General features: G+C 62.1%; 18 protein-coding genes. 12 read left to right on the top strand and 6 right to left on the bottom strand.

Features of this window, described 5'->3' with window-relative positions; genetic code table 11:
- Positions 1-74 precede the first annotated feature (74 nt).
- Both OVA00_RS05700 and OVA00_RS05705 read left to right on the top strand, forming a co-directional pair.
- Positions 75-2,942 (top strand): DNA translocase FtsK, encoded by a 2,868-nt coding sequence (locus OVA00_RS05700; RefSeq protein WP_268088321.1) that lies wholly within the window; start codon positions 75-77, stop codon positions 2,940-2,942.
- A 152-nt stretch (positions 2,943-3,094) separates the two neighbouring features.
- Positions 3,095-3,778, top strand: coding sequence for a DUF930 domain-containing protein (locus OVA00_RS05705; RefSeq protein WP_226020774.1), 684 nt, complete (start codon positions 3,095-3,097; stop codon positions 3,776-3,778).
- 76 nt (positions 3,779-3,854) lie between these two features.
- Here the strand turns inward: OVA00_RS05705 and OVA00_RS05710 are convergent, their stop codons facing one another.
- From OVA00_RS05710 to OVA00_RS05735, 6 genes are all read right to left on the bottom strand, one after another.
- Entirely contained in the window at positions 3,855-4,733 is an 879-nt protein-coding gene (locus OVA00_RS05710; protein WP_268088322.1) for an SDR family NAD(P)-dependent oxidoreductase, read from the bottom strand.
- Positions 4,730-5,512, bottom strand: a complete 783-nt coding sequence (locus OVA00_RS05715) for a hypothetical protein (protein WP_268088323.1) — start codon at positions 5,510-5,512, stop codon at positions 4,730-4,732. The genes OVA00_RS05710 and OVA00_RS05715 overlap by 4 nt, the downstream gene beginning before the upstream one ends.
- Before the next feature lie 10 nt (positions 5,513-5,522).
- Positions 5,523-6,110: a protein-S-isoprenylcysteine O-methyltransferase gene (locus OVA00_RS05720; protein ID WP_268088324.1), complete on the bottom strand. Its 588-nt coding sequence runs from the start codon at positions 6,108-6,110 to the stop codon at positions 5,523-5,525.
- Between the two features lie 218 nt (positions 6,111-6,328).
- On the bottom strand, positions 6,329-6,901 hold the full coding sequence (locus tag OVA00_RS05725) for a hypothetical protein (protein ID WP_268088325.1): 573 nt from the start codon (positions 6,899-6,901) through the stop codon (positions 6,329-6,331).
- A 151-nt stretch (positions 6,902-7,052) separates the two neighbouring features.
- Complete coding sequence (locus OVA00_RS05730) at positions 7,053-7,184, bottom strand: ABC transporter (RefSeq protein WP_077963089.1); 132 nt, start codon at positions 7,182-7,184, stop codon at positions 7,053-7,055.
- A gap of 190 nt (positions 7,185-7,374) precedes the next feature.
- Complete coding sequence (locus OVA00_RS05735) at positions 7,375-7,962, bottom strand: L,D-transpeptidase (RefSeq protein ID WP_268088326.1); 588 nt, start codon at positions 7,960-7,962, stop codon at positions 7,375-7,377.
- Between the two features lie 336 nt (positions 7,963-8,298).
- On the opposite strand from OVA00_RS05735, the gene OVA00_RS05740 reads away from it, so the two are divergent.
- From OVA00_RS05740 to OVA00_RS05785, 10 genes are all read left to right on the top strand, one after another.
- Positions 8,299-9,054 carry an SDR family NAD(P)-dependent oxidoreductase gene (locus tag OVA00_RS05740; protein ID WP_268088327.1) on the top strand — a complete coding sequence of 252 codons (756 nt, stop codon included), beginning with the start codon at positions 8,299-8,301 and terminating at the stop codon, positions 9,052-9,054.
- Between the two features lie 180 nt (positions 9,055-9,234).
- Entirely contained in the window at positions 9,235-10,308 is a 1,074-nt protein-coding gene (locus OVA00_RS05745) for a LacI family DNA-binding transcriptional regulator (RefSeq protein WP_268088329.1), read from the top strand.
- 19 nt (positions 10,309-10,327) lie between these two features.
- On the top strand, positions 10,328-11,074 hold the full coding sequence (locus tag OVA00_RS05750; protein WP_089042826.1) for a transporter substrate-binding domain-containing protein: 747 nt from the start codon (positions 10,328-10,330) through the stop codon (positions 11,072-11,074).
- Between the two features lie 74 nt (positions 11,075-11,148).
- Positions 11,149-12,804, top strand: coding sequence for an amino acid ABC transporter permease (locus OVA00_RS05755; RefSeq protein ID WP_268088330.1), 1,656 nt, complete (start codon positions 11,149-11,151; stop codon positions 12,802-12,804).
- Entirely contained in the window at positions 12,785-13,477 is a 693-nt protein-coding gene (locus tag OVA00_RS05760) for an SDR family oxidoreductase (protein ID WP_089042824.1), read from the top strand. Before OVA00_RS05755 ends, OVA00_RS05760 begins: the two co-directional genes overlap by 20 nt.
- A gap of 12 nt (positions 13,478-13,489) precedes the next feature.
- Positions 13,490-16,522 (top strand): aminotransferase class III-fold pyridoxal phosphate-dependent enzyme, encoded by a 3,033-nt coding sequence (locus OVA00_RS05765; RefSeq protein ID WP_268088331.1) that lies wholly within the window; start codon positions 13,490-13,492, stop codon positions 16,520-16,522.
- A 194-nt stretch (positions 16,523-16,716) separates the two neighbouring features.
- Positions 16,717-17,865 (top strand): ABC transporter ATP-binding protein, encoded by a 1,149-nt coding sequence (locus OVA00_RS05770; RefSeq protein WP_060522036.1) that lies wholly within the window; start codon positions 16,717-16,719, stop codon positions 17,863-17,865.
- Between the two features lie 20 nt (positions 17,866-17,885).
- Positions 17,886-19,115, top strand: coding sequence for an ABC transporter substrate-binding protein (locus OVA00_RS05775; RefSeq protein ID WP_060581002.1), 1,230 nt, complete (start codon positions 17,886-17,888; stop codon positions 19,113-19,115).
- Positions 19,116-19,140: 25 nt separating this feature from the next.
- Positions 19,141-20,094: a carbohydrate ABC transporter permease gene (locus tag OVA00_RS05780; RefSeq protein WP_234798784.1), complete on the top strand. Its 954-nt coding sequence runs from the start codon at positions 19,141-19,143 to the stop codon at positions 20,092-20,094.
- On the top strand, positions 20,087-20,899 hold the full coding sequence (locus OVA00_RS05785) for a carbohydrate ABC transporter permease (RefSeq protein ID WP_268088332.1): 813 nt from the start codon (positions 20,087-20,089) through the stop codon (positions 20,897-20,899). The genes OVA00_RS05780 and OVA00_RS05785 overlap by 8 nt, the downstream gene beginning before the upstream one ends.
- The last annotated feature ends 1 nt before the right edge of the window (position 20,900 follow it).

Consider the following 20,900-nt stretch of genomic DNA (forward strand, 5'->3'; position numbering starts at 1 on the left):
GAAGGGACTTGTTAACCTTCATTTCCTATCGCTTAGAAGGCCCCGCGGCGATGTCTCTAGCTCTTCCAGGACCCATGCGTATTCCCAGGACAAACTTCTCACAGGCTGCTTTGCATGATGCAAACGAGGCGGATTATTTCGATGGTCCGCAGGATGATGCGTTGAGCGGTATGCCCACCCATGAGGCGGAACCCGCCGACCCCTATCAGTTGTACGAGGCGCCGGCGGCGCCTCGCCGGCCGGCGAACCAGCAGGCTGAAACCACGAGCCGTGCGACCCGCCTCTATGGGCAGGGTTCCGCCTACGCTCCTGCACAGGTGACGTCGACGATGAGCGAACCCTTGCCGACCCTTTCGGAGATTGCCGGCCACTACGGCGATTCCACCTGGGAGAGCCATTTCTTCCTGGCGCCGAACGTGCGCTTCACCCGCACGCCCGAGCGCGAATTCATGAAGCGACGCGCGCCGCAGGTCGAAGAAGGCGAAACGGCAACCGAAGTCGAAGAGGCGATCGTCGCGGTGGCGGCGGAGCCTGCTCCGGTCTTGGTGGAAACCGTTGAGACCGTCGCGACGGCCACGGTCGAGCCGGTACAGACGGAAGCTTCGGCCGTTGCTGCTGACGAGGCGCCGTTGGCCGAGGTCGCGCTGCCGTCCTACAGCCCGTCCGAACTGTTGCGCATGCTGACCAACCAGTTGCCCACTTGGACCGCCGCGCAAAACACGATCGAGCCGGCCATGCTCGCGCGTGTCGAAGCTCCGGCCGACGAGGGCGTAGCCCTTGCGCCCGTTCTGACGACGCAGATCGCCGTTTCCGCGCCGGTCGCCGAAGTCCAACCCGCGCCCGCTCAGGCAGGCGACGCTTCCGTCGATCAGGGCGCTGCGCATTCTGTCTTCCTGTCGGATTTCGCCTTCTTCGAATTCGGCCCGGCCGACGATGCTGAGGTTGCCGGCACGGAAGCCACCCATCCGAAGCCCTTTGTCGAGACGCCAGCCCCGGTTGCGATGACGCCCGCCATCGCTCCCGTCGCCGTTGCGCCTATTGCGGTCACGCCGCCAGCGCCCGTGCGCCCGGTTGAAATCCGCCGTATGCCGCCGACGGCGATCACTTCGCTGTTCCGTGTTGTCGATGTCCGCGGCGCAAAGCCGGAGGATGTGCCAGCCCAGCAACCGCCCGCCGCCGCTGAGGCCGTTGCCGACGCTGCGCCGGCACCCGTTGCCGCGGCTGAAGAACCGGTGACTGTAGCCGCCGCTGAAATCATTGACGCCGAACCGGTCGAAATCGAACAGCCGGCGCCGGTTGCCACGAAGGCGGCCATCACCATGCCGGCGCAGGTCACCCGCGCGCCCAGCAACATGCCGGCGATCGGCTCGACCGACCGCGCGCCGAGCGCCGACGGCTACGAGTTCCCATCCGAGGAACTGCTGCAGGAAGCGCCCGTCGGTCAGGGCTTCTTCATGACGCAGGAGCAGCTGGAACAGAATGCCGGCCTGCTTGAAAGCGTGCTCGAAGATTTCGGCGTCAAGGGTGAAATCATCCATGTTCGCCCCGGCCCGGTCGTCACGCTCTATGAATTCGAGCCGGCGCCCGGTGTGAAATCGTCGCGCGTCATCAACCTTGCCGACGATATCGCCCGCTCCATGTCGGCGCTTTCGGCCCGCGTCGCGGTCGTGCCCGGCCGCAACGTCATCGGTATCGAACTGCCGAATGCCACCCGCGAGACCGTCTATTTCCGCGAGCTGATCGAATCTGTCGATTTCCGCAAGACCGGCTACAAGCTGGCGCTTTGCCTGGGCAAGACGATCGGCGGCGAGCCTGTCATCGCAGAGCTTGCGAAGATGCCGCATCTGCTCGTCGCCGGCACCACCGGCTCGGGCAAGTCGGTCGCGATCAACACCATGATCCTGTCGCTGCTCTATCGGTTGAGCCCGGATCAGTGCCGCCTGATCATGGTCGATCCGAAGATGCTCGAACTCTCCGTCTATGACGGCATCCCGCATCTGCTCACCCCCGTCGTTACCGACCCCAAGAAGGCGGTCATGGCGCTGAAGTGGGCCGTTCGCGAGATGGAAGACCGCTACCGCAAGATGTCGCGGCTCGGTGTGCGCAATATCGACGGCTACAACCAGCGCGCCGCCGCTGCCCGTGAAAAGGGCGAACCGGTGATGTGCACGGTGCAGACCGGTTTCGAAAAGGGCACCGGCGAGCCGCTGTTCGAACAGCAGGAAATGGACCTGGCGCCGATGCCTTACATCGTCGTCATCGTCGACGAGATGGCCGACCTGATGATGGTCGCCGGCAAGGAAATCGAAGGCGCGATCCAGCGGCTGGCGCAGATGGCGCGTGCTGCCGGTATCCACCTGATCATGGCGACGCAGCGTCCTTCGGTCGATGTCATCACCGGCACGATCAAGGCGAACTTCCCGACCCGCATCTCGTTCCAGGTGACGTCGAAGATCGACAGCCGCACGATCCTTGGCGAGCAGGGGGCCGAGCAGCTGCTCGGCCAGGGCGACATGCTGCACATGCAGGGCGGCGGACGTATCGCCCGTGTCCATGGCCCGTTCGTTTCGGATCTTGAGGTTGAACACGTCGTCGCACATCTGAAGACGCAGGGACGCCCGGAATATCTCGACACCGTCACGGCGGAAGAAGAGGAAGAAGAGCCGCAGGAAGAGACCCCGGTCTTCGACAAGAGCGCGCTTGCGTCGGAAGACGGCAACGAACTCTACGACCAGGCCGTCAAGGTGGTCCTGCGCGACAAGAAGTGCTCGACCTCCTACATCCAGCGCCGCCTTGGCGTCGGCTACAACCGTGCGGCCTCGCTGGTCGAGCGCATGGAAAAGGAAGGCCTCGTCGGGTCGGCGAACCACGTCGGCAAGCGCGAGATCATCTACGGCAACCGCGACCATATGAGCTCGCCCGACAACGACGACATGGATTGATACCGGGCGTAGCCCCAGGCCAGGATTTCGAGCCGTCGCTGACAGGTTGTTGGCGGCGGCTTTTCTATCTTCAAGTTGCTGGTAGTGTCGCCTGCACCAGGAGCGGTCGTGACCCTTCCGGCCCTAATGTCGCGCATGGGATGATCTGATCGGTGCAAGCAGTAAAGCATCGTCGCAATGAGACACCGATCTGGCCAAGCCTGACGCTTGCTCTCATCCTTCATGCGCTCGTCGTGTTGGCGCTTTTCCTCCTCCCGTCACCGCGGCCACCTGTTCCGAGCCCGGACGAGGGGATCGCCGTTCAGATACTGGAATTGCCGCTCCCACGCCCTGAGGTGGTGCAGCCCGTGCTCGGACCGCAAGATGCGCCGCCCGTCGCGCATTCCGTCCCGGAGACGGCGCCTGCCGCGGAAACAGCCACGCTGCCGCCAGCTGCCCAGCCGATGGTGCAAGCGAAGCGGTTCTTCTCGGCGGCGATACTGGCTGATCCACGCAGCAGACAGGCGCTGGAAGGGCTGTCACAGCTCGCCGCCGATGAACAGATTGTCCAGCTCTGCAATCTCGAGGCGATGGAGCAGGTTCATCGCTGGCGCGTTGACTTTACCCCCGACCTGCTCGTCGCCTACGCCACGTCGGATATCGTTTTGGCTGGGCGGAACCTCCGTGCGGATGGCGCCGCCTTTCGCAGCAAGGGTCGCTGGTTCAATATCAAGTTTGGCTGCGCCGTGGCGCCGGATATCAAAAGCGTCGCCGCATTTGAGTTTCAGGTTGGTGACGAAATTCCGGAAAGTGAGTGGGAGGCAAATTTCCTCTCCGCTGGCGCCGCAGCCCACTGATCGTGGCCATCGATCGAAGTCCGTTCCCTGCGCCCTTTGGCGAAGGACGTGACGAGAAGCAGGCTGCGGAGCCGGATCACGCCGGGGCCGTTCCGCCTTTGGCGTGGCCTGCGCGGCAGCAGTGCTTCAGTTGCTTGCCAGATCCGCAGGGGCAGGGGTCGTTGCCGCGCAGTTGCAGACGACCAACAAGCGGCAAGAGCGTTGCGGAGGGAAGGAGGCCCGCCATCAGGATTGCCAGCCTGGCGGAAATGCCGGGAATGACCAGCCGCCGCCGGGCCTTGAAGCCGTGCCAGGCACTTCTTGCCACGTATTCCGGAGTGGCTTTCGGGAGCGCTTTGAACAAGGCAGCCCTGTTGGCGCCGGATTTTTCGAGGAACTCGGTCGATACCGGTCCCGGCGCAACGCAGGTCACGGTTACGCCCGTCCTTCGCGTCTCCTGGTATAGCGCCTCGGAGAACGAACGAACGAAGGCTTTGCTCGCATAATACATTGCCATGTACGGGCCGGGCGTAAAACTCGCGACCGAGGCTAGATTGATGACGCCGCCGCGGCCGCGCGCGACCATGCCCGGCAACAGGTGCAAAGTCAGGGCCGCAAGCGCACGCACATTGACGTCGATCATACCAATCTGGTCGGCAATCGGCAAAGCGGTCGCCGCGCCCCGCAGGCCATAGCCGGCACTGTTGACAAGAACGTCGCAGACGAGGCCTTCGCGCGAAAGAAATTCGTCGAGAATGCGCGTGGCATCGGGCGCGGCAAGATCGACCGGCTGGGAGAATGCCTCGCCGCCCGCCTGTTCGATCGCGGCTTGCACGACGTGCAAGCTTTCGATGGATCGCGCGACCAGAACGACCGGCGCGCCGTCTCGTGCGGCAAGCTCTGCAATTGCCCTGCCTATGCCCCGGGACGCTCCGATAACGACAATGGCGGGTCGTGGTGACTGCTGCGATGTCATGCCGATGGCTCCGGCGTAGCGATTGGCGGCTGGTCGAGTTCGGAAAGCTCTGCCACCTCGTCGGCGATTTCGCCGTTCAATATTTCCTCGAAACGAGCCAGGGCTCGCGCGACATTGGCGCCGTCCATGACACGGTGGTCATAGTGGATCCTGACCGTGACCGATCCGTCGTCACCGATCGGCCCATAGTTGAAGATGGTCGTCAAAGGCGTCAGCGGATTGAGCGACTCCGCACCCAGGCCGGAATAGACCGACAATTGGAAGGTGCCGAAGCGGTGGCCGCGCTGGCGCCCCATGTTCAGGCTGAGCCACATCAGCAGCCGCCGCAACGGCGCGGGCAGGCGTGCAATCTTCAACGCCCGCCGGAATTCCCTGATCTCGAGCACGGGGCGGGACCGGGCCTCCTGGAGCAGGGCGCTCAATTCGGCAAGGGACCGCCTCTCGGGTTGCTTGATCGTGCTGAGAAGAACGACCCGCTCGCCTTCGTACTCGCGCTCGTGCGCCACGGACGCGATGCTTCCGGGGTACTCATAGAGTTGCGGTCTCGGAAGCTTGACATAGGCCCGGCGGAAATCAGGTGTCTCCTGCGAGAGTAACCCGTAGCCCTTGAGAAACAACACCATCCACGAGGGCCGGTCCGAGCGGCTTGCCCGGGCTTTGTGCAACGCGCTGATGTCCATCTGCCGCTGCACCGTGACCCGAGGCACGCCGATGGAAAATCGCATCAGATCGCCGACGAGGCGTCGTGCGGCGGAAAGCTTGATCGGTCGGCCGCGCATAGTGCCACCTCTAGTAGATATAGGGTATAATTCGCTTCGTCCTGTCCATGTAAGCGCGATATTCGGGCCCGAAGAATTCCAGCATCAGGCGCTCCTCCTTGCCCACACGCAGGAAGAAAAGAACAGCGAATCCAAGAAGCCCTGCAAGTCCAACCACCCAGTTCGACAGCAACAGCATCTGACCGATCCCCATAAGCAGGAAGCTCGTATACATCGGGTGCCGGACGGCGGCGTAAGGGCCTGTACTAATCAGCTTGTGTTTTTCGCGGATTTCCAGCGAGATGGACCAGTTGCGGCCGAGTTCCTTGTGCGTTCGACGGAAGGTCCAGAGCGCTGCGGCGAAGACAAGCGCCCCAAGTCCGACCAGCCATAGATGGGCGCCATAGTCGGCAAATCGCGGGATTCCTGTCGCAACATAAAGCGCGGGCACAATCGCAAGGCCCAGCGAAGCAGCAGCAAGGCCAATCGTATCGGTCGTCGATCGTCGGTTGCTCATCACCCGCACACGCTTTGCACGGCGTTCGAACGGGTAACGCACCACATACCAGGCAATTATGCCCACGACCCAGACGATTTCGCCGATGGAAGCGATAGACATGTTCACGTTGTATCATCCAAGCTTTTTTGCTGCAGGATTCGGTCACCGAAACGGCAAACGCAGGTGAGACTGCCACGTGCCGCCTGGACCTGACAAGGTGTCGAAGCGTCAGCGGCCAACGGTAGCCATGATCAGCAGCCAAGGAAGTCGGTGGCAGCCCGTTCTGGCGCAATCGATCCGTGTTGACCGTCTGGAGGAGTGCCGTGCGTCGCTTCAGCCTAGCCGCCGTTCATCTCGCGCAGCCTCGTGATGAACTGCTGTGGCCTGAGCCAGATACCAGGTGTCTTGTAGCCCATGGAGCGCGCGATGTCGGCGACGAACGCGTTGCAGTTATAGACTGACGCCTGCCAGAACTTTGCTTCGGCCTTGAGCTTTCGGATCTTGGCGACGACGTCGCGATATTCCGCCTCCGTCAACATGACGCGCCAGCTCGCGGACCTGTATTGTTCCTCCAGATCACCGTCGCTGGCGCCGGTTTCGGCCGGAACCGGCAAAACGTGACCAATGACATAGGGCGCTGTATCGTTCGTCGCGGGGGCAAGGCCGGCGACTTCCGGATTGATCATTGCTCCAGATTTGCTGAGCTGGCCAAAAACCACGTAGGAGTGGCCGTAACTGAGCGCATAACGCGAGCGGAATTCGATGAAATAGCCCTGATCGCGCTGTTGTGACGTGGTGCCCGCATAGCTTGAGACAAATCGTGGCTGCGGGGCCTTGTCTTGCGATTGGCACGCTGTAACCGCCATTGCGGCCAGGACAGCGAATGAAATGCGACCTCGTGAACGCGTCATTATTGCGTCATCTCTCCCGAGTTCTGATGGGCGCGAGCATGTGCCACTCCAGGTGGCGTTTCGATCCACGCGCCGCGATATGTGGCCGGGCCGACCACGATCAGACAGGGCGGGGAGGACCGTGAGGTCCTCCCCGAACTAAGGTCGGTAACTACTTGTAAACGGGCGCCGGTTCTTCGGCTACCGGTGGCGGCGCCTTTCCTTTGCCTTTGCCGATCGTTCCGCAAGCGGCAAGACTGGCCACGGAAAGCAACGCAACTGTCACGATTAGAATTCTGCTCATCTATATTTCCTTTCCTCTGTTATCGGAATGGTTATGTGAAGGCAACATTCACAGTATTAGTAGCAATTCGCGATTCGGCCTAGTGCGGAAAGAGCACACCCATTGGTCGGTTTATCGTTACCGAACTTCAAACAGTGTATCAAAGTCATGTGGGCCCTACTCCAATACCGCAGTAAGATAGAGTGAGTGTTCAAATGATCAATACCTGAGTTCCAATCGGCGTGCGGGCGTAGAGATCGACAATATCATCGTTCGTAAGCCGGATGCAGCCATTGGAAACGGCCTGCCCGATCGTCCAGGGCGCATTCGTGCCGTGGAGGCGAAACTTGGTGTCCTGGCCGTTGCGATAGAGGTATAGGGCTGACGCCCCCAAGGGGTTGTGAGGGCCGCCTGTAACGCCGCCGGCGTATTGCGCCAGTTCCGGCTTGCGTCGGATCATGCTTGCCGTCGGTGTCCAGGATGGCCACTCGGCCTTTCGTCCGATGACGGCCCGCCCCTTGAGGGTCAGGCCTTCCTCGCCGACGCCGATGCCGTAGCGCATCGCCCATCCGCCACTTTCGACCGAATAGAGGTAGCGTTCCGTGGTGTTGACAACGATTGTCCCGGCCGGCTCGTTGCCCTCGTACCGGACGTGCCGCTTTCGATAACGGCGATCAACGCCCGGCGTGCCACCGTAAAGGGATGGGAAGGAAACGCCTTGCCAGGTCGAACTGCACCCGGCCAACAGGCCAAGACTTCCGGCGAGCAGAAATCTCCGTGTAATGCGGTGATTGTCCATCTTTACCTGCTGAGAAAAATGGTACGCCCCGACTCGCTTTTAGCATTACAATGGTCTTCGGCCAAGTTCCAATAAATCAATCGTGGATTGGCGACAGGATAGGCAAATGGCACCGCAATTTTGTGGGGCCTTGTACCAGGGTAATGCATGGAATGGATTGTATAACTAGGGGCGGGTTCTGGGGACGGCGCATGAATCCAGGCAGGAATTCTTACGATTCCTGTGTGTTTTTGCGGCAGGGGGCTGGAAGGTGAGGCCCTGAAGTGCATTTGATGAAATGTCTTGCGATGTCGTGCGCGCCAGAATAATCGAAACGTGTAAATTAGGAATGGCAGCATGAATTTAGGCTTCGCTGGCAAGGTAGCGCTCGTGACTGGCGCGGGTTCGGGAATTGGCGCAGCCGTATGTCGGCAACTCGCTGCCGAGGGGGCAGAAGTGGTGGCTGCCGACGTCGACCCTGAGGGCGCGCGCAACATCGTTGCGGAGCTTCGCGCGAAGGGGGGCGCAGCCCACGACGTTGCCGTCGATGTTGCTGACGCTGCCGCCGTGGAAAAGCTGGTTGCCTTCGCTGTTAAGACCTGCGGCGGTCTGCATCTGGCGGTCAACAATGCCGGCGTCGATGGGGTCCGCAAGGCGACCGCCGACTATCCAGTTGATGGCTGGCACGCATTGATGAATGTGAACCTGCACGGCGTCTTCTATTGTATGAAGTACGAGATCGCGGCCATGGTCGCTCAGGGCGGGGGTGCCATCGTCAATACCTCTTCCATTCTGGGCGCTGTCGCTCTGCCGGCCGCAGCCGCCTACACGGCCGCCAAGCATGCAGTGGTTGGGCTGACGAAGGCTGCTGCAATCGAATATGCCCGAACGGGAATTCGTATCAATGCCGTGGCGCCTGGTTGGATCGACACGCCGCTCTCGGCGGAAAATGCTGACGTGGCAAAAAACAGGCGCATGATGTCTCTGCAGCCGATGGGTCGTCTCGGTACGCCGGATGAGGTTGCTGCCCTGATCTGTTTCCTGTTGTCTGAGAAGGCGAGTTTCATCACCGGGAGCGTTCATCTCGTCGATGGCGCCTACACCGCTCACTAACGGGCGGCGTATTCACTCTTTAGATCACCTCCCTATGGTTCTAGGCACGTAGATGCGCGCGTCCGGTATCGCGCTGCGGCTTGTTGCGACGCGAAAATAAAAACGTTTTTATTTTCCTTGAAAACGTTTTTATTGGCTGTTACCTCTATGTTCAGGAGAGGTCGAGGCCTGGGAGGGTGCATGGCGACTGAGATGCACAGGGCGCGGCGCACGCCGACGCCGACGATCAAGACCCTGGCCGAGATAACGGGCTATTCCATCGCAACGATCTCGAAGGCCTTGCGCGAATCTCCCGTGGTCGCGCCGGCGACCAGAGACATCATCTACAAGGCAGCCCGTGAGGTCGGCTATCAGGCCAACGCCCGCGGCATGGCGCTTCGCACCGGCAAGAGCTTTCAGGCCGCCGTACTGATGCCGGTGACCGCGGCACGCGACTATGAATGGGACGGCGTCGAATACACCCAGACCCTGAGTGGCATCAGCCAGGCACTCGATGGCACCGACTACCGCATGTCGGTGCACGTGATCCGCGACGCGGCCGATGGCGCGGACGCGGCGCGCCGCATCGTCGATCAGGGGCTTGCCGATGGCCTGATCTTCTCCGGTATTCTCGCCGATGACCCGCGCATCGATCTGCTCGTCGCTGAGGATTTCCCGTTCGTCTCGATGGGGCGCTGCCGCGGGGATCTCAACTATGCCCATGTCGACATCGACAACGAATGGGCAGCGCATGCGGCGACCGCGCGGCTGATCGCCGGCGGCCACCGGCGGATCGCGCTCGTCAATCCGGAGCGGCGGCTTTCCTACGCGCTCGACAGGATCGACGGTTTCGTCCGGGCGTTTCGCGAGGCCGGCCTGGAAGCCCCGATGGATCTGATTGCCGAAGGCGACCTCTCGACCCATTTCGGCCGGCAGACGGTGATCGATTTCCTGCAGCTCGACGACGCTCCGACCGCCTTCGTCTGCATCAACGAATCCACCACGCTCGGCGTGCTCTCGGGGCTCGGCAGCCTCGGACGCCAGGTCGGCGTCGATGTTGACGTCATCGCCTATGACGACATCAACGTCAGCGCCTATTTCACGCCGCCGATCACGACTTTCTATCAGCCGATCGAGGTGCTCGGTCGCACGCTCGGGCAATTCCTGCTGCGCCGCATGGAGGGGGAGGACCCTGACGCGTTGCGGCAGGTCTTCAGGCCGACACTGATCGCGCGCCAGCCCGATAATCTCGGTGGCCGCCTGATCCAAAGTTAATCATCCAAGGAGGAGAACCATGAAGAAACTGATGATTGCCCTGGCTGTAGCAGCCCTTGCTTCGAGCGTGTCCCACGCCGCCGATCTCGGCGGCAAACTGCTGAAGGTCGGATCCGACACGACCTCGCCGCCGATGGAGAGCATCGATCCGGCAACCGGACAGGTGGTCGGTTTCGATGTCGACGTGGTCAATGCCGTCTGCGCCAAGATCAACTGCCAGGCCGAATTCATCACGACCGGCTGGGACGGCATCTTCGCAGCCCTCGACCAGGGCAGCTTCGACCTCGTCGCCTCGGGCGTCTCGATCACCGAGGAACGCAAGAAGGCGATGGACTTTTCCGATCCCTACATCGTCAACAGCCAGGCTGTGCTGATGCGCGCTGACGACCAGGGCATCACACTCGACGCCTTCAAGGACGCCGGCAGAAAGCTTTCCGCCCAGGCAAACACGACGGACGCCCAAGTCGCTGAAAGCGTCGTCGGCAAGGAGAACGTCGCTGCTTACGACACGTTCAGCGCCGCGATCATCGCGCTCAAGAATAAGGACGTCGACGGCGTCGTCATCAACGGCGCCAATGCCGCTGCCTATGAGCGCGAGTTTGCCGGCGAGCTCGTCGTTGCCATCAAGGAACTCGAATCCGATCCGCTCGGCCTCGTCTTCCGCAAGGGCGATGAGAATGTTGCGGCTTTCAACGAAGGCCTGAAGATGATCAAGGACGACGGCACGCTCGACCAGCTGATCAGCAAGTATTGGGGCCTGAAGTAAGTTCTCAACGCCGATCGGACCCGGAGCATGCTCCGGGTCCTCCGTCTGTCTAATCTATGCCCCCGGAGGAATGAATGTCGTTCCTGAGAAGCGTGCGTCCGAGCAATCTGATCATCCTGACCGCGCTGCCCTTCATCATCTACCTGTTTATTTCCTCCGGCGACTATCAGCGCTCGCTGCGGGCGATCCTCGGTGTCGAAAACGGTTCGTCGGCCTTCGTGCCTGGCTTTCTGGCGCTGGCGATCGCATTTACTTCGGGCATCGCGGTGCTCGTATTCTCGCGCGCCAAGGCGCCGCGTCCGCGCCTTGCCAATGTGGCGGCGCTGCTCAATCTCGCTGCCGCCGCCGTTCTCGTCATCGGCCACGATATCCATCCCTTCATCGCGTCCGTCGTCGCCAATGGCGTCGATCCGTTCAAGTCGACATTGATCGCAAAGGGCGTGACACCACGGCAATTGACCGAGGCTGCGGATCTCATGGTGCAGGGCGTCGAGGCCTGGCTGTTTCCCGCCTATCTGGGGGTCACGCTGATTGGTCTTGGTCTTCATTTCGTGAGCAGCCGTCCCGATGCTCCTCCTGACGGAAAGGCGCGCCGTGTCGCGCGCTGGATCATCGGCCTCGTCAACGGTGCGGGTCTCGTCTTCGTCTTCTTCTTCGCCCATATTGCCTTTGCGGCCGGTGTGGCGACCACCATCCGCGCGGCGATCGCAGCTTATATCCTGGCGGCGCTCATGGGCCTTGTCTGGGTCGGGCTGTTGCAACTGCACTCAACCGTCAGGACCAGCCTCTATTTTGCGATCGCCACCCTGGTGCTGGCCGTTGCGGCCGGCTGGTTCCTCATGCAGCCGCGCGACACCTACGTGCTCGCCGGCACGCTGGACGGCAAGGTCGGCATCATCACCAATACGCCGGCGGGGCTCATCAGCGCCGTGCGTTTCGGTCAGTATGACGGCGCGCCGCAGACGGAAACGCCGGTCCGCACCTTCGTCGGCCCGACCGAGGCGCTGGCGTCGATTGCCAAGGGCGAGGGCGTTTCCGGGGCCTTGCTGCCGGCTGCCTCCGCTCCGGCAGACATGCCGGTCCTGTGGAAGACCGAGGCGCTCAACGACCGCGACCGTGCCGCCGGTGTCACCGTCGCCGTGCTTGCCATCATCCTTGGCCTTCTCACTTTCGGCGGCTATCTGCACCAGCGCCATCCTCTGGCGATCGGCTCGGAGTTCATCGTCGATACGATCCGCGGCATTCCGATGCTGGTGATCGTGCTTTATGTCGGCCTGCCCTTGAGCGGGGCGTTGAAGGACGCGACGCAAGGGGTGCTCGACCCGCCAAACCTGATGCGCGGCATCGTCGCGATGGCACTCGCCTATTCGGCCTATCTCGCCGAAATCTTCCGCTCGGGCATCAATGCGATCCCGGTCGGCCAGGTCGAAGCGGCGCGCAGCATCGGCCTCAACCGTTGGCAGACGGCGCGTCTCGTCGTGCTGCCGCAGGCTTTCCGCATCATCATCCCGCCGCTTGGCAACGAACTGATCGCGATCCTCAAGGACACGTCGCTGCTGTCGATCCTGTCGATCCGCGACATCACCCAGCGCATGCGGGAGTTCCAGTCGGCAAGCTTCCTGCCGTTCGCGCCCTATAACTCGGCGGCGATCTTCTACATCTTCCTGACGTTGGCGGCGGCCAGCCTCGTCAACATGATCGAGCGGAAATATGACATCAAGCACCGCTAGGCTCCGCACGGTTCTGATCACGGGCGCCTCCCGCGGGCTCGGCGCAGAACTCGCGCGGCTTTACGCCGAAGACGGCTGGCGGGTGATCGCCTGCCAGCGGGGACCGGCCTCAAGCGAAGGTTCGGCGGATCGGTTGGCGCTGGACGTTGCCGATCCCGCTTCCATCGACGCTCTCGGACAGTCTATCGAGGGCGTCGCGATCGATCTGCTGATCAACAATGCGGCCGTGCGCGGCGATACCGGCGGCCTCGCGACGCTTGAACCGGGCGATTTTCTCGACGTTATGCGCGTCAATGCGCTGGCGCCGCTGCTGGTGACGCGGGCGCTCCTTGCGAACCTGCGCGCCGGCGAACATCGCGTCGTCGCCAATATCAGCAGCCGCGCCGGCTCCCTTGCCGAAGGCACGCTCGACGATGATGACGGCGACTATGCCTATCGCTGCTCCAAGGCGGCCCTGAACATGGCGACGGTCAAGCTGGCGCAAGATCTGAAGGGCGACGGGATTTCCGTCGTCTCGCTGCATCCTGGTTGGGTGCAGACGGATATGGGCGGCAGCGAAGCCGTCGTTTCGGTGGCGACAAGTGCTGCCGGGCTGAAGGCGATCATCGACGGCACAGGTTTGGCCGATAGCGGCAGTTTCCGCGCCTATGACGGGCGCCGGGTTTCGTGGTGACAGGACAGTGAAATGGCAGACAGAGATTTGAGAACCGAGCAGGAACTGGCAACGATCCGGATCTGGCTCATTGAGACCTACGGCATCGAGGCAAGCCTCTCGCCGCTGCCGGGCGAGCACGATCTCAACTATCGTGTCTCTGCTGCCGATGGTCAGGAGTATCTGTTGAAGCTGCACGCCGCCGGCGATGCGGACGAACTCGAGATGCAGATTGCGGTGCTCGAACACATCGCCGCCAAGGATTCGGGGCTGCCGATCTCACGGACGTTTCGCGATCGCTCGGGTGGCGTCACCAGCAAGATCGAACTTCGAGGCCCGCGCACCGCACGGCTGCTCGCCTGGCTGCCCGGCGATATCTGGGCGAAGGCGCCGCTTCGCCACATGGCGAGCGCCGAAAGCCTCGGGCGCCTGCTCGCCGGTCTTGACCGCGGCCTCGAAGATTTCTCCCATGCGGGCGCCAAGCGGCTCTATGCCTGGGACATCGGCCGCGCCGACATGCACGCTTGCCATGTGGAACTGATCGACGGCGCCGACAAGCGGGAAGCGGTTCAGGCGATCCTCGAGCACTTTTCTTCGACGGTCCTTCCGCGTCTTGCCTCCTGCCCGAAGCAGGTCATTCACAACGACGCCAACGACTACAACGTGCTGCTCGACAAGGATGGCGTTGTCAGCGGCTTGCTCGACTTCGGTGATATGGTCGAGACCTGGCGCGTGATCGAGATCGCCGTCGCCTCTGCCTATGCGCTGATCGGGTCTCCCGATCCGGTCGGCACGGTTGCAGCCCTTGCCGGCGCCTACCATCAGGTCAATCTGCTAAGCGAGGCGGAAGTCGAACTGGTCTTCGATCTGGTCAAGACCCGCTACGCCGTCAGCATGTGCATGGCGGCAAAGCAGATCCGGGACAATCCTGAGAATACCTATCTGCTCGTCAGCCAGGAGGATGTCTGGCGCGAGCTCAATCGCCTGCAGGGCGAAAACCGCGCAATCGCCATCGCGCGCATCCGCGATGCCTGCGGCTTCGCGCCGATCCCGCATGCCGCTGCCGTGGTTCGCTGGCTCGAAAAGAACGCGCATGACTTCGCGCCGATCGTTCGGCCCTCGGTCAAAAAACCGAAGGTGACGGTGTTCGATTTCTCCGCCGCCGGCCCGGAGGCCGCGCGATGGTCAAGCCTCGATGCGGCGGAAGCTGAAGCCCGCATCATGGCCCAGATCGCCAGCGAAGGCGCCGCCTTCGGCATCGGCCTCTACGGCGAGGATCGCGGGATCTACCAGGGCGACGCCTATGAGACCGCGATCGAAGGCGCGCGGCGCTCGGTGCATCTCGGCGTCGACATCTTCGCGCCGGCGGGCGAGCCGGTCTCGGCACCCTTCGCCGGCAAGGTCGCCTACATACACGACGACGCGGTTGCCTTTGGTTTCGGTCCGACCGTACTTCTCGAGCACGAGGTCGAAGGCGGTCTGCGCTTCTGGACGCTCTACAGTCATCTTTCGCGCAACAGCGTTGCCAAGCTCGCCAAGGGGCAGGCGATCGCCAAGGGCGAGGTTTTTGCCGCCTTCGGTTCCGCTGACGAAAACGGCAACTGGGCGCCGCATCTGCATTTCCAGATCGTCACCGATCATCTCGGTCTCGCCGGACAGATGCATGGCGTCGGCGTGCGCGATCAATGGCAGGTCTGGCGCGAAGTGAGCCCGGACCCGAGCGTCGTGCTTGGCCTTTCGGTGCCGGTCTCTGTGATCGTCCCGCGCGACAAGGCCTTTCTTGTGCGTGAACGCCATCGTCGCATTGGTCGGTCGCTGAGCATCGCCTATAGCGCGACACCCTTGAAGATCGTCGGTGGCGAAGGCGCGTATCTGATCGACGAGGACGGCACGCGCTGGCTCGACATGGTCAACAATGTCTGCCACGTCGGCCATTGCCACCCGCGCGTCGTCAAGGCCGCACAGGCGCAGATGCAGCGGCTGAACACCAATTCGCGCTACCTGCACGATTCGCTGGTCGAATATTCCCGCAGGCTCGCCGCGCAGTTTCCGGATCCGCTCAACGTCTGCTTCTTCGTCAATTCCGGCAGCGAGGCGAACGACCTGGCGATCCGGCTGGCGCGCGCCTATACCGGCAATCGCGACATCATCACCGTCGACCACGCCTATCACGGCCACCTGTCGAGCCTGATCGACGTCAGCCCCTACAAGTTCGCCGGCAAGGGCGGGGAAGGGCAGGCGTTGCATGTGAAGGTCGCCGAGATGCCGGACCTTTATCGCGGGCGCTATCGCTATGGTGACGCGGATGCGGGCCGGAAATATGCCGAGGATGTGCGCAACCAGGTTGCGGCTCTTGCTGCCGATGGTCGCCGCCCGGCGCTGTTCTTCAGCGAAGGCATTCTTGGGACCGGTGGGCAATTGTCGCTTCCGGAAAGGTATCTGCGCGAAGCCTATGCGCATGTGCGCGCCGCCGGCGGCCTCTGCCTCGCCGACGAGGTGCAGGTGGGCTTCGGCCGCGTGGGCAGCCACATGTGGGCGCATGAACTCCAGGGCGTCGTGCCTGACATCGTCACCATGGGCAAGCCAATAGGCAACGGCCACCCGATGGCGGCCGTCGTCACGACCGAAGCGATCGCCGCCTCCTTTGCCAACGGCATGGAGTATTTCAACACCTTCGGCGGCAATCCGGTCTCGGCCGAGATCGGCCTTGCCGTGCTCGATGTCATCCGCGACGAGCGGCTAATGAACCATTGCCGCGTCGTCGGTGACAGGCTGATGGACGGGGCGCGGACGCTCGCCGGCAAACACGCGATCATCGGTGATGTCAGAGGCCACGGCCTCTTCAACGGCATCGAACTGGTGCGCGACCGCGAGACGCTGGAGCCGGCAGCGCGCGAGCTTGATTTCGTCATTGCCGAGATGAAGCGCAAGCACCGCATTCTCTTGAGCAGCGAGGGACCGCACCACAACGTGCTGAAGGTGAAGCCGCCGGCGCCCTTCAGCGCCGAGGATTGCGACCGCTTCCTCGATGCGCTGGACGATACGCTTCAGCGTCTAAGCGTCTGAGACAAAAGACCAAAAACGGCCGCCTCCGGGCGGCCGTTTTGTCATTGCTCTCTGCTCTCAACAGCAAAATCGGATCGATGCGATTTTCCGCTTTACAAGAAAGTTAAACGTTTTTATCGTGCATATAAACGTTTAACTTGGTGCTGCAACTCGGCCGTTGGCCGCAGCAGTGCTCCGCCGGCAGGGAGGGCCCGTTGGCAGCGATCCGCATCGACAATTTGCGCAAAGGCTTTGGTTCGCTCGAAGTCTTGAAGGGTATCAACCTCGATATCGCCGACGGCGAGTTCGTCTGCTTCCTCGGTCCGTCCGGCTGCGGCAAGAGCACGCTGCTGCGCTCGATCGCCGGCCTCGAGGATCTCGACGGCGGCTCGATCCATCTCGGCGATCGCGATATCACCGACGTCGCTTCGGCCAAGCGCGACATCGCCATGGTCTTCCAGAACTACGCGCTTTATCCGCACATGAACGTGCGCAAGAACCTGTCCTTCGGTCTGGCGCTGAACGGCATGAAACGCGACGAGATCGACCGCCGCGTCGAGAGCGCTGCCGACATCCTGCGCATCAAGGAACTGCTGGCCCGCAAGCCGCGCCAGCTTTCCGGCGGCCAGCGCCAGCGGGTGGCGATCGGCCGCGCGATCGTGCGTGAGCCAAAGCTCTTCCTGCTCGACGAGCCGCTGTCGAACCTCGACGCGGGCCTGCGCGTCACCATGCGCGTCGAACTTGCGGCGCTGCATGAACGTCTCGGCGTGACGATGATCTATGTGACCCACGACCAGGTGGAAGCGATGACGCTGTCCGATCGTGTCGTTGTGCTCGACAAGGGCAAGGTCAGCCAGTTCGGTACGCCGCTCGAACTCTTCTATCAGCCGGCCAACCTGTTCGTCGCCGGCTTCATCGGCTCGCCGCGCATGAACTTCGTGACCACCGAAGTGACGTCGCAGGTCGATACGGCGGTGACGCTCAACGGCGGTGGTCTCGCCCATCCGCTCACGCTCGAAATGCTCTCGGCCGCACCGGTCGCCAAGCCCAAGTCGGTGACGCTCGGCATTCGCCCGGACAAGATCGAGCTGGTTTCGGCCGAGGAGGGTCACCTCGTCGGCGACGTGCGCCTCGTCGAGCGGCTCGGCACGGAAAGCCACGTCCATATCAGCCTTCAGAATGGTGGCGACATGACCGCGGTCGTGCGCGGCACGCATCCGGTTTCCGCCCGCGAGCGCGTGCATCTGCGTCTGCCGGCCGAGCATTGCCATCTGTTCGACGGCGATGGCCAGGCGGTTGCCCGACGTCTCGATGGCGAGACGCAGGCGCTCATCAATCAGGAAAAGGCAAAGCGGGTCGCGTAACCCGAAGGAGGAGGAGAAACATGCTCAACAGGAAGTCGATCATCGGCTCGCTGATGGTTCTGGCGATCGCCGGAACCGCCACGGCTCGCGCAGAAGAGACCTTGCGTTTTGCGACCTGGGATACGGACGAAAGCCTGGCGATCCAGCAGGAAATCGCCAAGAAGTTCGAGGAAAAGCATCCAGGCGTGAAGGTTCAGGTCGAACCCTACGCCGACGGTTACGATCAGAAGCTGATCGCCGCCTTCGGTGCCGGCAACCCGCCTGATGTCATGTATATGTGGAACTTCCCGCAATACTACACGTCGCTGAAGCCGCTCGACGATCTGATCGCCAAGGATGCGGCCGAGATCAAGCCGGACGATTTCCCGAAGGGCCTGATGAACACGGTTCGTGTCGAGGGCAAGACCTACGGCATGCCGTCGGGCTTCACCACCCAGGTGGTGTTCTACAACAAGGACATGTTCGCCAGGGCCGGCGTCGAGGAACCGAAGGACGGCTGGACCTGGGACGACCTGCGCGCCAAGGCTGCCAAGTTCCGCGACGAGCCAAACAAGGTCTATGGCTTTGCCGTCGACGCCAAGCCCGACCCTTATGATTTCGAGCAGTTCCTCTGGTCGAACGGCACCAAGTACATTTCCGACGATGGCAAAAAGATCGACGGCTACATGAACAGCGACGCCGCCGCCCAAGTCCTCGACATGTTCGGCGACATGGCCAAGAAGCAGGAAGCGATCACGCTGAACCTCGGCGACGACACGTCGGGCAGCACGCTGTTCAAGGGCGGCAAGATCGCGATGTTCCAGAGCGCCATGTGGTCGAAGTCCGGCATCGATGCATCCGGCATCAAGTATGGCGTAGCACCACTGCCGAAGTTCGGCGACAAGACCGCCCACTCGGCGCTCGGCGTTTCGGCGATCTCGATCGCCAAGGATGCGGCCCATCCGGACCTCGCCTGGGAATTCGTCAAGTTCTTCTCCTCGCCGGAAGCGGTTGCCATGCGCATCAACGACCTGCCGGTGCGCACCAGCGTTGCGGAAGAAAAGGGCATGACCAAGGACCCGATCTACAAGCCGTTCTTCGACATTCTCGCGACCTCCAACACCGAAACCCATGCGTTCCTGAAGAACGCCAACTGGGGCAAGGTCCAGGACAATCTCGCTCGCGCCATCGAGGCGACGATGATCGACCAGGGCAATGCCAAGCAGCATCTCGACGAGGCGGTTGCCCGCTCGAAGCGGCTGATCAAGTAAGACAAGGGAGCCCGGGGAGATGGACATGACCTATGCAACAGCCGCAGTGCCGGCCGCGGCCAAGCGCAAGCGCTCGGCCTTCGCCCGCCACATCGCGGCCTATCTGTTCATTTCCCCGTGGATCCTCGGGTTTCTGTTCTTCACGCTTGGCCCGCTCGTCTTCTCGTTGACAATGAGCTTCTACGACTGGCCCGTCGTCGGTGAACGCACGTTCGTCGGGCTCGAAAACTATCGTTCCATGCTGTTCGAGGATCCGCAGTTCTGGGAAAGCCTCTGGATTACGGTCAAGTTTGCGGCAATCTATGTGCCGTTCAACATCGTCATGTCGTTCCTGCTGGCGCTGATGTTGCATAACATTACCTTCGCCAGCGGCTTCTTCCGCACCGCCTTCTACCTGCCGAGCGTCATTTCCGGCGTCGCGCTGGTGACGATCTGGAGCTGGATCTACAGCCGGGAATACGGGCTTTTGAACTTCATGCTCTCCTTCGTCGGAATCGACGGGCCGAACTGGCTCGGCGATCCCAACCTCGCGATCGTCGCCATCATCATCGCCAGCCTCTGGGGGCTCGGCGGCACGATGCTGATCCTCTTGACGGGCCTGAAAGCCATCCCGAAGGAGCTCTACGAGGCCGCAACCGTTTCGGGCGTTCCCGGCTGGGCGCAGATGGTCTTCATCACCCTGCCGATGCTCGGGCCGATGCTGCTCTTCACCTTCATCACCTCGATCATCTCGGCCTTCCAGCAGCTGACGATCGCGCTGCTTCTGACCAAGGGCGGACCGCTCGGCTCCACCTATTTCTTCGCCATGTACATCTACGACAACGCCTTCAAGTATTTCGACATGGGCTATGCCGCCGCCGGCTCCTGGGTGATGTTCATCATCGTGCTCCTGCTCAGCCTCGGCGTCATGCGCTGGTCGGCTGCCTGGGTCTATTACGAAGGCGAAGTCCGCCAGAACGATGGAGAGCACAATGCGTAAGACGCTGCTCTATTCCGCGCTCATCCTGCTCTCGGCGCTGTTCATCGCGCCGTTCTACTGGACCTTCATGACGGCGATCAAAAGCTCCGCCGAGCTCTACCAGTTCCCGCCAGTCTTCTGGCCGTCGGAATGGCACTGGGAGAACTTTGCCGCCGCCTGGGACAAGCAGCCCTTCGGCACCTACCTCACCAATTCGGTGATCGTCGTGGTGCTGTCGACGATCGGCCAGCTGATCTCGTCGTCGCTGGTTGCCTATGGCTTTGCCCGCTTCCGCTTCCCCGGCCGCGACCCGCTGTTCATCCTGCTGCTCGCCACCATGATGATCCCGTGGGACGTGAAGATGATCCCGCTCTACATGGAGTTCAACCTGCTCGGCTGGATCAACACGCTGAAGCCCTTGATCGTGCCCGCCTATTTCGCCGATGCTTTCTTCGTCTTCCTTTTGCGCCAGTACATCATGACTGTGCCCATGGAGATCGACGAGGCGGCCCGCATGGATGGCGCCAACGCTTTCGACATCTACTGGCGCATCCATCTGCCGCTGATGATGCCGGCCCTGGTGCTGGTCGGCACCTTCCACTTCATGAATGCCTGGAACGACTATCTCGGCCCGTTGATCTTCCTCAACGACCAGTCGAAATACACCCTCACGCTCGGCCTCTCCATGTTCAAGGGCCTGCACGAGGTGGACGTGACCTCGATCGCCGCGATCACGGTCATCCTCTGCCTGCCGCCGCTCGCCCTCTTCTTCGTCGCCCAGCGCTACATCATGGATGGCGCAGTCGGCTCGTCGGTGAAGGGATAAC

Origin of the sequence: Ensifer sp. SL37, assembly GCF_026672675.1 — a bacterium.
Lineage (GTDB): Bacteria > Pseudomonadota > Alphaproteobacteria > Rhizobiales > Rhizobiaceae > Ensifer > Ensifer adhaerens.